Here is an 11,161-nt window from a genome sequence, read left to right as displayed (position 1 = left end):
CCGCCGCGTTGCCGCGTTGTCGCTCCCGCGGGCTCACGGCAGCAGGCGGACGTCGTCGAGCCCGATCCGCCCGCCCGTGCTGCCGAACGAGGGCCCGAACTCCAGCCGGATCTCGGCGACGTCCGCGAGGTCGATGGCCCGCCCATCGCGGGTGAAATCGACCAGCCGGAGGCGGATGGTCTCGAACTCGTTCTGCCAGCCGGCGCCCGATCCGAAGCCCGTGCGGGCGTAGGGATCGCGGATGGCGCTGCCATAGGCCGCCGTCGACACGGTGCTTCCGACGCCGTTGCCATCGACGAGCGTCACCGAGAAGGACAGGGGCGCCGGGCTCGCGGTAGTCAGGGGGTCCCGCGTCGCCTGCGCCGCCCGCATCGACAGCGAACCGAAGTCCGACAGGTCGCGCAGGCCCGCGGGCAATGCGAACGCGTAGGCCGCGTCGGCACCGTCCCACTCGAAGACCACGCCCGCCGAGACGTCCGACGCCGACGCACTCGCCCGCGTCATGCCGTTCATGGGATCGCTGCTCGTGGCGGTGAACGCCGAGTCGTTGTCCTCGAGGCGGCCCTCGGTGAGACCCGCCACCGTGAAGCTCACGGCGGCGCCCGAGCTCGCGACGGTCGTCGCCGGCTGGCTCTGGTAGTCGTCGATGACCAGCCCGCCGCCCGCCGGCCCGGGATCCTGCTCGCGGATGATCGTCGACGCCTGGCCGATCGATGGCGACTGCAGCGACTTCTGGCTCCGCCACAGGAACTCGTCTGCCCAGCTCTGGTCCTTGAGGTACCGCTCGGCCAGCGCCAGCCAGGTTGCGTTGGCGATCCGCTGGGCCTCGGCCCGGCCGATCTCCGTCGCCGGCGGGCCGGTGAAGTCGTCGAAGCCGCAGCAGTTGAAGTCGTTGTGGTCGGCCCCGTGCACGTAGGTGACCTGCTTGGTGCCCGTGCCCCGCTCGTAGAGCTGGTAGCTCTGGCGGTCATCGCGGTGCGGACAGCCGCACACGTCGCCGTCCGCCGCCCCGAAGAGCAGGTGGTAGTTCTGCCCGTGGATCTGGCTCAGCGTGCCCCGCCAGACCGTCGGCGCGATGCTGCACGTAATACGGATGTCGTCGAGCGTGTAGTTCGTCGGGGTGTACACGCCGTCGACGATCTTGCTCGTCGCCCGCACGACGCCCTCGCCCCCGCGGCTGTGGCCGATCCAGAACACCCGGCTCGTATCGACCCGGCCGGCGAGCTCGGGCGCGAAGCCCGCGTAGCCGCCCAGGAAGGCGTCGGCGTGCCGGAGGATGGAATCGCTGGCGGCCTCGATGCCCGGGATGGTGTCGTCCTGGTGGCTCATCACGACGTAGCCGTGCGATGCGAGGTGCTGCTGCACGAAGTCGTACCAGCGGTAGTCGTGCCCGTTGCCGTGCGCGATGATGACCACCGGCATGCCGGTCAGGCTCGGCTCGTCGGGATACACCAGCCGCTCCCGCACCCGCGACGCGGGCAGCCCGGGCCAGCTGACCGCGTAGTCCAGGGCCGGCGCCGTCGCGAACGGCCCGGGCCGCACCAGGTCCTTGGCGTACCAGAAGCCCGTGGCGTCGCCGGCGCCGTCGACGAGATCGCCGTCGGACAGCGTCCCGTCGCGGTCCACATCCAGCACCAAGTCGTACCCCAGCGCGACGGCCGCCTCGGTGGACGGCGGCGTGAGCAGCGGCGCACCGGCGATCGCCAGCACGTTGTCCACGAATGCGCCGCCCGGGAAGCGGACGACCTGCGATCCCGACACCCGCGCGTCAGCCAGCATCGGGTCGGCGGCCCATTCGTCGGCCGATCGCGCCGCGACCACGAACAGGTCCACGTCGCGATCCGCGATGCCGGGGAAGGCGTCGGTATCGACGGCGACGAACGCGGCGTCCCCCGCCGCGAACGTGCCCACGATCTCGGCGTGCGGGAAGACCGCCAGCGATCGGGCGACCAGGTCCGCCTCGATCGGTCCGCTCGGGCAGCCGGCATCGAAGGCGTTCTGGAAGGCCAGGAAGTCGAAGATGGTCAACTCGCCATCGCCGTCGAAGTCCGCCGCCGGATCACCCGCGTCGAAGAGGTTCTGGAAGGCCAGGAAGTCGAAGACGGTCAGCGTGCCATCGCCGTCCAGGTCCGCCGGGCAGGCCGCGGCGGGCTCCGCCAGCGAGCAGACCAGAGCGACGACTCCAACGCCCGAGAACCAGCTGCGCATGCGACGACTCCTCCCCCTGCGACCATCAGGACCGATGACCACAGCCTACCGCGGATCGCCCGCGCACGCGAGCCCAAAACCAGCTCCGATGCCGCAATTGCCGCTCAGCCACCGGCCGCGGGCAGGGCCTCGCCCGGCGCCAGGCAGCGATGCAACGCAAAGGCCGTCGCGAGCGGGTCGGCCGATTCGCCGTCGAGCATGCCGGCGATCGCGCCGGCGGCGGTCCGGTAGCCCAGCGACATGCCGTGGCCCGTGAACCCGCCGCAGAACCACACCGAGCCGTCCTCGCTCACCGGACCCACCAGTGGCATGCCGTCGGGCGAGAAGCCCATCGTGCCCGCCCAGCGGGCCAGCACCCGGATGGGGCGATCCAGCAGCAGCCGCGCGAAGGCCGCGATCGCCTCCTGCACCCGCGGCGACGTGGCGTCCTCGTAGCCGACCTCCTCGGCCGCGAACTGGCCGCGGCATCCGCCGGCGATGATCACGCCACTGGGCAGCTGGCGGATGTACTCGTGCCCGTGGTTGGCGTAGTACGCGTAGTCCAGCCGCGCGCCCTCGCACGCCAGCGCGAGCATCTGGCCCCGCCTGGGGTCGACCAGGCCCGCCAGCGGCGGCAGCAGCAGCCGGGCGTACGCATTCGTGCACGCCAGCACCCGCGGTGCACGCACCTCGAGCGTGCCCGTCCGCACGATGCATCGGCCGGCGGCGCCGCGCGAAGCCGGCACGATCTCGTGGACCTCCTGGCCCGGCAGCACCGAGCCACCCAGGCCCGCGGCCAGCATCGCGATCAGCTCCGCGGGGTCCACGGTGGCGTCGCCGGGATTCACCAGCCCCAGCAGCGGCACGCCGCTCGCCCAGGCGCTATCCGGACCGCTCTCCACCAGCAGCGCGCCGAAGCCGTCCCGCTGCAGCAGCTCGGCCGACCGCTGGAGCTGGGCCGCCTCGTCGTCATCGAGCGCCAGCAGGCAGCTGGGCGTCGCGCGGTAGGACGGCAGAGACGCCACGCCCTCGGCCTGCAGCCCGCGGAGGTTCTCCTCGGTCCACCGCCAGGCCTGCTGCGCAAGGGCATCGCCCAGCACGTCGCAGGCGGCCGCGTAGTTGTCGGCCATGCCCCGCATCAGGTAGCCCGCGTTGCGGGTGCTGGCCCCCGAACCCGCCGCGTGCCGCTCGAGCACCACCACCGACAGCCCCCGCCGGCGGGCGTGCAGCGCAGCAGAAAGCCCGCACACTCCGCCGCCGATGATCGCCAGGTCGGCGTCGAGCGGGGGGGGTGCGGGCGATCGGTTCCAGAGGCTGACGGTCATGTCGAGCCGGACGCTACGCGGGCCCGGCGGGGGCCGCCGCGATCAGGCGGTCGCGAGCCGGGGCATCCGGCGGAAACGCCACAACCGCGCGGCGGCGAAGAGCATGAGGCCAACGCCCACCCCCGCGAGCAGCATCGGGAGCGAGAGCGCGAATCCGGTGGAATGGACAGCGACGCAGTCAGCACAGAAGGCGACGGGAGACTGCGACGCGTGGGAAGCGCAGGAGGGGCAGATATTCATGGAAGGGCTCCTTCGGTGCGGTCGCGGGGAATGCGGCGAGTCTACCGCACCACTATTCGGCTTTCAATCTGCATTCTCATTTGAGCAAGGCCTTCTCAGCAAGCGAAGGGCCCACCCCGCCCAAGGACAGCCAAACAAAAACGCCGAGGCGTCTCGGCCTCGGCGATCACGAGCAGTTAGTGCGTCAGGCGACGCGTCCGCGGGCTACTTGCGCTTGATCTTGTGCGTCGTGTGCTTGCGCAGCCGCGGGCAGTACTTCTGGATGCCGTCCTTCATCCGCTCGGGCAGCCCGCCGCGGACGTTGACCGACGTGCGATAGTTCAGGTCGCCCGTCTCGGTGCACTGCAGCCAGACGTACTCGCGGGCCTGGCCCTTCTTCTTGGCCATCGCTGGACCTCCCGGGTGGTGCCTACTCGAGGATCTCGGTCACGACGCCCGAGCCGATGGTGCGGCCGCCCTCACGCACGGCGAACCGCAGGCCGGCCTCCATGGCGACGGGCTTGCCCTCGAGGTCCACCTCGAACTCGACGTTGTCGCCCGGCATGCACATCTCGGCGCCGCCCAGCAGCTTGACCGAGCCCGTGACGTCGGTGGTCCGCATGTAGAACTGCGGCTTGTAGCCCGAGAAGAACGGCGTGTGGCGGCCGCCCTCCTCCTTGCTCAGTACGTAGACCTCGCCCTTGAACTTGCGGTGGGTCTTGATCGAGCCGGGCTTGACGATGACCTGCCCGCGCTGGACGTCTTTCTTCTCGATGCCGCGGAGCAAGAGGCCACAGTTGTCGCCGGCCATGCCCTCCTGCATCTCCTTGTTGAACATCTCCACGCCGGTGATGGTCGTGCTCAGCGGCTCCTCCCGAAGGCCGACGATCTCGGCGGCGTCGCCGACCTTGATCACCCCGCGCTCGATGCGACCTGTCGACACCGTGCCGCGGCCCTTGATCGAGAACACGTCCTCGACGGCCATCAGGAACGGCTTGTCGGCCTCGCGCGGCGGCTCGGGGATGTAGTTGTCCAGCGCGTCGAACAACTCGTCGACGCCCTTGTTGGCGTCGTCGTTGTCGGGCGCCTCGACGGCGGCCTTGGCCTGCACGTGGATGACCGGCGTGTCGTCGCCGGGGAAGTCGTACTTGCTCAGCAGTTCGCGGACCTCCATCTCCACCAGCTCGAGCAGCTCCTCGTCGTCGACGAGGTCGACCTTGTTGAGCGCCACCACGATGTAGGGCACGCCCACCTGGCGAGCGAGCAGCACGTGCTCGCGGGTCTGGGGCATCGGGCCCGAGTCGGCCGCCACGACCAGGATGGCGCCGTCCATCTGGGCGGCGCCGGTGATCATGTTCTTGACGTAGTCGGCGTGGCCCGGACAGTCGACGTGGGCGTAGTGCCGGTTGTCGGTCTCGTACTCGACGTGGCTGGAGTGGATGGTCACCGTCTTGCTGGCGTCACGCACGGTGCCGCCCTTGGTGATCTCGGCGTAGCTCTTGGCCTTGCCGCCCCGCTTGGTCGCCGACCGCGCGGCCATCGCCGCCGTCAGCGTGCTCTTGCCGTGGTCGATGTGGCCGATCGTGCCGACGTTCAGGTGCGGCTTGGTCCGCTCGAAGACCTCTTTCGCCATCGCCTTCTACCTCCGCATTGCCTTCGCATCGGCCCGCTCCGCGGCACCGTGCCGGTTCGAGAGCCCGTGTCCTGCCGGCATCCAAACGGAGCCGGTGGTTGCCCGCTGGGGCGAGGGGAAGCGTAGGTCCCCATCCCCGTACCACGCTCCGGGTCGGCCTGGACGGACCTGGAGCACAAAGCCGCTGACGAGACTTGAACTCGTGACCTCACCCTTACCAAGGGTGCGCTCTACCACTGAGCTACAGCGGCACCACGAGGCACGAGCCGGGCCGGCCCAGCAGGCCGGCCCAGGGCCCGCCCAAGGGCGAGCCAACCCCGCCCAGCGGCGAGCCAACATGGTATCTCCGCTCCGCGGGGCGTCAACCGGCCCGGGCCGCTCCGTCGCCGTCGTCGGCCAGCTGCGTCCGAACCAGCTCGGCGTACAGCTCGCATCGGGCGAGCAACTCGCCGTGCGGCCCGATGTCCGCGATGCCGCCGGCCTCCATGACGACGATGCGATCGGCATCCCGCACCGTGCTTAGACGGTGCGCCACCGCAATCGTCGTCCGTCCGCGGGCAAAACCGGCCATCGCCCGGCCGATCTCCGCCTCCGAGGCCGAATCGACCATGCTGGTGGCCTCGTCGAGGATCAAGATGCTCGGATCCCGCAGGATGGCCCGCGCAATCGCCAGACGCTGCCGCTGCCCCCCCGAGAGCGACACGCCCCGCTCGGCCACCGCGGCGTCCAGCCCGCCGGGCATCTCGCGGACGAACTCGATCGCCCGGGCCTTCTCGAGGGCGTCGACGATCTCTTCGTCGTCCGCCGACGGCATGCCGTAGGCGATGTTCTCGCGGATGGTGCCCTCGAAGAGCACCGTCTCTTGCGAGACCAACCCGATCTGCCGCCGCAGCGACCGCACCGAGACCCCCCGTAGATCGTGCCCGTCGATGCGGACGGTCCCGTCGGTCGGGTCGTAGACGCGATAGAGCAGGCCGAGCAGGGTGGTCTTGCCCGAACCGTTGGGCCCGACGATCGCCACCCGCTCGCCGTGGCGGATCTCGAGCGAGACGCCCCGCAGCGCGGGCTCGGCCGCGCCCGGGTAGCGCACGGCGACGTCCTCGAAGGCGATCGACGACGCGTGCCTGGGCAGCCGTGCAAGCCCGGATTCGTGGCCCGCCTCGGCCTCGGCATCGATGAGGGCCTCGAGCCGCTCGGCCGCGCCCGCCGAGATCTGGATGTCGTTGATCAGCCCCGTCAGAGGCTTCAGGGCCGCTCCAGCGACGAGAAGCCCACCGAGCACCTTCACGAAGTCGGCCGGCTCGATGTGGCCATCGTCGATGGCCTTGAACGCCACCAGCACCAGGAAGCCCAGCATGAACACGCCGAGCACCTCGACCAGGGGCTTGGACAGCGCCCGCGCCGTGCGCGCCTTGAGCATCTGCCGGTACGCCCGGCGGTTGGCCACGCCGAACCGCGCCGCGGCCCGGCGCTCGCCCGTGTAGGCTTTGACCACCCGCAGCGACTGGGCGGCCTCGGTCGCGATGGAGAGCATCTCGGAGCGGTGACCCATCGCACGGCGGGCCGCCTTCTTGATGCGGCGGGCAAAGTAGCGGATCACGCCGAAGACGGCCGGGCCGATCAGCAGCGCGATCAGCGTCAGCCACCAGTTGACCACGAAGGCGAACACCAGCGCCCCCACGCCCTTGGTGATCTGCGTGACCGCCTTGCTCAGCAGCGCCTCTAGGCCATACGACAGCTGCTCGGCGTCGGCGATGAGGCGGCTCACGGCATCGGCGCTGCCCAGCGGCTTCTCGCGGTCCGACCCGTCGGGCACGCCGCCCTGCTGCACGCTGAGCAGCGGCATGAACAGCAGCGAGCGGAACGCGCGCCGCCGCACCCGCATCACCGTCTGGTGCACCACCGTGAGCGAGAGGTAGATGTGCAGGAACTGGAACACCGCGCCCACGACGGCGATGATCGCCAGCACGCTGACCAGCAGGGCGATGCCATTCCAGGGCGTCGCCGGCAGCCGCTCGATCAGCCACGCGGGGATCTCGACGCCGGGCGCCAGCCCGCCCTCGGCGTTGATGGCCCGGGCCACCTCTGGCAGCGGCTTCTGCTCCTTGAAGATGCCGTCGATGATGGGCGTCGAGCCCAGAAGCCCGACCGCCAGGCTGCCGCCCGCGAAGAAGGCGCAGAGCAGCGCCAGTGCGATTCGCCCGCGGAACGCGAGCATCTGCCGTGCGAGCCGCCAGAACGCGGGCATAGAACAGAAGTATTGAGGCCCGCCCACGGGGCCGCCACCCGGAGCGTTCAATGGCCGATCCACGCCCGCCCACCGCCACCTGCGTCGTGCCGTGCTTCAACCACGGCCGATTCGTGGGCGAGGCCGTCGCGAGCTGCCTGGCCCAGCGCGACGCGGAGGTCGACGTCGTCCTGATCGACGACGGCTCGGACGACGGCTCGACCCCCACCGCCTGCGACGCCCTGGCCGGCGACCGCGTCCGTGTTGTGCACCAGGCCAACCGCGGGCTGCCCGCCGCCCGCAACGCCGGGGCGGCCCTCGCCCAGGGCGAGTTCCTGGTCTTCCTCGACGCCGACGACTGGATCGAGCCGGCCTTCGTCGCGACGCTGCACGCCGCGCTGGACGCGGCGTCGCGAGCCGACGAGAAGGCCAACCACGCGCACGCCTACTGCCAAGAGCGTCTGACCGAGCGGGGCAACAACGTCGTCTGGCGGGTGCCCGAGTGGGATCCCATCCTGCTGATGGTCACCAACCTGCACCCCGTCACCGCGCTGGTCCGCCGCGACCGCTTCGAGGCCGCCGGCGGCTTCGACGAGGCCATGACCGACGGCTACGAGGACTGGGACCTGTGGCTCCGCTTCGCGGCCCTGGGCTGGAGCGGCGTCCGCGTCCGCGAGCCGCTCTTCAACTGGCGACGGCACGCCGAGCAGACCATGATCGACGATGCCGTCGCACGGCACGAGGGCCTCTACCGCCGGCTGTGCGCCAATCACTCCGCCCTGTACGAGCGGCACGCGGTGGACGTCGCCGCCCGGGCGAACGCCTTGCTGCGGGCCGGCGACGCCCACTGGGTCGACGAGACCGGCGTGCCCATCGAGCTGCAGTATCTTCGCGCCATCCGGGACGCCTACCACGAGTCGGGGGCCATCGCCGCTGCGCGTCGGGCCGACGCGGCCCTCGGCCTGCTGCCGGCTCCGGTCCGCCGCGCAGCAAAGAGCCTCGCCGCACGGCTTGCGCGGCGAGGCCCGAATGCCCTGCGTCATCCCTCCGAGGGCTGAGGCGTCAGCCGCCGATGGTGCCGTCGAAGAGGCCGTCGTCGAGATCGCGGAGGAAGCCGTCGTACGACCCGGTCGAGACCGTCGCCGAGTCGCCCGACAGCGTGCCATCGGGGCCGATCCGGGTGAGCGTGGCCGCGAACTGGCCCTCGTCGATGCGGGCGCCCGCGCCGGGCGGCAGCGCCACGCCCGACACCACGATGGTGTAGCGGCCGTAGTCCTCGCCCAGCGTGATGATCGACTCGATGTCCGAGAAGTCGCGGGCCGAGAGATCGACACGCTCGCCCGGCTCGAGCTCGGGCAACGCCGAGAAGCTGATCGTCTGGTTGCGATCCACGAAGAAGAACTGCACGATGATGCTGATGTTGGTATCGGTGCCTGCCGAGTACGGGTTGTAGAGCGAGAGCACCTCGGTGCCGCCGGCGGCGCCCGCGTCGAATCCGCCCGCGAACACGTACAGGTTCGACAGCTGCGTCTGGAAGCTTGTCGTGAGCGTCTCGTTGCCGATGGTCGACACGAGCTGGGCCGAGATCGGCCGCGACGATTCGTACCGGAGCGTCAGCATCTCGCCGGGGGTGAACACGCCGCCGAAGGCGCTCAGCAGGTTCTTGAGGTTGTAGAAGCCCACGTCCCGCGGCGCCAGCACGATCGGCGTCGTGGCGGCGAAGCCCGAGCTGTCCGAGATCTCCAGCTGCACAACCGCGCCGCCCGTCGGGTTGAACGAGAAGAAGCTGACGTATGCCTCGTCGTCGGGGTCCGCGGTGTACTGCACGCCCGCGGCGACGCCCTCGAGGGTTCCGCCGCCCGGGATGCCCAGCGCGCCGTAGGCGTTGACCGACGTGGTCGCGTCCGCCGGATCCACCTGGCGGTCGTAGTTGCTCATCGCCGCTACGATCTCGACGCTCGACGTCACGCGGATCGCCTGCGCGCCCAGCGTCTCGAAGCCAAACAGGCTGTGCAGCTCGGCGCCGCCTCGGCGGTTGCCCTCGAGGTCGAAGGTGATTGTCCGGCGGGTCGCGGCGTCGAGCACCGCCGTCAGCGTGACGGTGCCGGGCTCGTCGGTCAGGTTCTGCCACACGATGTAGGACTCGCGGGCATCGACGTTGTCGGGCACGCCGTCGGAATCGGCGTCGATCGTCGTCCGCAGGCCGGCGAAGTCCCAGTTCAGGAATGCGCCCGCGCCGCGGGCATCCAGGTCGGTCGCGTTGATGAACGACTCGCTCTGCGTCGCACCCTGGTCGGTGTGCGTCAGCGAGGCCGAGATCGCCCCGGTGCCCTGCACCTCGATGGCGAACGGGGTGAACTTCCGCGCCTGGTCCACATCGGTCAGGCTCGGGTCGCTGATCGGCACGCGGACGATCCGCCCGGGCTGCAGCTGGCCGGTGGCGATCACCTGGTCCCGCACGCCGGTCTCGTACCGCAGCACGACCTGGTAGTCCACGGGCATCATGCCGGCCTGGTTGGTGGTCACCTCCACGTAGGTCACGCTCGTGTCGTTGGCGTAGCCCTCGGGGTACGCCGCCAGGAACGTGAAGTAGTTCTCCGCCTCGACCGGCTTGATCACCTCGGCATCGGACACCGTGACCAGGAACGACTCGGCCAGCGACGTGCTCCGCAGCTCGCCCGGGGTGATCGGCGGAGGCGTCACCCGCACCGGCACGTCGGTGAGCGCCAGCGAGACCACGTCGGCACCCGGATCGGGCAGCAGGAACGGCTGGCTCGTCGGGAAGCCCTCGGGCGTCACCAGGTCGCCGTCGGCGTTGGTGAACACGTCGGCGAACACGAACGTGTCCAAGCCCGTGATCGCCTGCACCACGCCCCACGACCGGTCGTTCGCCACGCGACCGAAGACCGTGAACTCCTGGGCGTCCAGGTCGATGCCGCCCGTGACCGAACCGTTGTTGTCCTGCAGGTTGACGAAGAACTGGCTCGTCGCGGTATCGGGTCCGATTGAGGTGATCCGCGCCATCGCCAGCGAACGCACCACGTTGGATCGATCGGCCGAGAACTCATTGGCAATCGGGTCGTCGGTCGGCACGCGGCTGAGGCCGTCTTCGTCGGTGAAGATGAACCCGCCGCCCTGCAGCACGAAGTCCGTCCCGTCGACCGGGAAGCCCGGCGAGGACACGTCCACGGATCGATGGAAGAACGAATTGAAGAAGTCGCCGTCCTGGATGTAATTCAGGAAGTTCTCAACGGTGACCGGGGCGGCGGCGCCGCCGCCTGGGCCCACGGCGTCGTAGAGCTCGAAGTCGATCTCGCCCAGACTCGTTTCGAATCGGACGACCGTGTTGCGGAGATCGACCAGGTCGGTCAGGTCGGGGAACGACGCGTCGAGCAGCACGCGCTGCTCGAGCATCTCCATCTCGCACGAGCCCTGGGCTCGGCCACTCGATTCGCGCAATCCGATGACTCGCCGGAAAAACGACATCGCTACCTCTCCATGGACGTGCGTGGGGCGGCGGGAGCGTCCTCGGCCGCCGCTCGTTGGTGGGTTTCCACTATAGGAGGGCCG

The 11,161-nt window shown here is 70.2% G+C and carries 7 protein-coding genes and 1 tRNA gene; 1 reads left to right on the top strand and 7 read right to left on the bottom strand.

What is annotated here, in order from left to right; all coding sequences use genetic code 11:
* Positions 1 to 33: 33 nt before the first annotated feature.
* The 6 genes from AAFX79_01270 to AAFX79_01245 form a co-directional block, all read right to left on the bottom strand.
* The gene (locus AAFX79_01270; GenBank protein MEO1007178.1) at positions 34 to 2,208 is read right to left on the bottom strand and encodes a GC-type dockerin domain-anchored protein; all 2,175 of its coding nucleotides are present in this window, start codon (positions 2,206 to 2,208) and stop codon (positions 34 to 36) included.
* Positions 2,209 to 2,312: 104 nt separating this feature from the next.
* Positions 2,313 to 3,512 (bottom strand): FAD-binding oxidoreductase, encoded by a 1,200-nt coding sequence (locus AAFX79_01265; GenBank protein ID MEO1007177.1) that lies wholly within the window; start codon positions 3,510 to 3,512, stop codon positions 2,313 to 2,315.
* 444 nt (positions 3,513 to 3,956) lie between these two features.
* Positions 3,957 to 4,139 carry a 50S ribosomal protein L33 gene (gene rpmG, locus AAFX79_01260; protein MEO1007176.1) on the bottom strand — a complete coding sequence of 61 codons (183 nt, stop codon included), beginning with the start codon at positions 4,137 to 4,139 and terminating at the stop codon, positions 3,957 to 3,959.
* A 22-nt stretch (positions 4,140 to 4,161) separates the two neighbouring features.
* The gene (gene tuf, locus AAFX79_01255) at positions 4,162 to 5,364 is read right to left on the bottom strand and encodes an elongation factor Tu (protein MEO1007175.1); all 1,203 of its coding nucleotides are present in this window, start codon (positions 5,362 to 5,364) and stop codon (positions 4,162 to 4,164) included.
* 179 nt (positions 5,365 to 5,543) lie between these two features.
* Positions 5,544 to 5,615 (bottom strand) — tRNA-Thr (locus AAFX79_01250).
* A 110-nt stretch (positions 5,616 to 5,725) separates the two neighbouring features.
* Positions 5,726 to 7,612, bottom strand: a complete 1,887-nt coding sequence (locus AAFX79_01245; GenBank protein ID MEO1007174.1) for an ABC transporter ATP-binding protein — start codon at positions 7,610 to 7,612, stop codon at positions 5,726 to 5,728.
* 50 nt (positions 7,613 to 7,662) lie between these two features.
* Between AAFX79_01245 and AAFX79_01240 the strand changes: the two genes are divergently transcribed.
* On the top strand, positions 7,663 to 8,649 hold the full coding sequence (locus AAFX79_01240) for a glycosyltransferase family A protein (GenBank protein MEO1007173.1): 987 nt from the start codon (positions 7,663 to 7,665) through the stop codon (positions 8,647 to 8,649).
* A gap of 4 nt (positions 8,650 to 8,653) precedes the next feature.
* On the opposite strand, the gene AAFX79_01235 is transcribed toward AAFX79_01240, so the two are convergent.
* Positions 8,654 to 11,005, bottom strand: a complete 2,352-nt coding sequence (locus tag AAFX79_01235; GenBank protein ID MEO1007172.1) for a peptidylprolyl isomerase — start codon at positions 11,003 to 11,005, stop codon at positions 8,654 to 8,656.
* Positions 11,006 to 11,161 lie beyond the last annotated feature (156 nt).

The sequence above is a fragment of the Planctomycetota bacterium genome (assembly GCA_039819165.1).
In the GTDB taxonomy this organism is placed as follows: domain Bacteria; phylum Planctomycetota; class Phycisphaerae; order Phycisphaerales; family UBA1924; genus JAHCJI01.
This window is presented reverse-complemented; position numbering and strand designations above follow the sequence as displayed.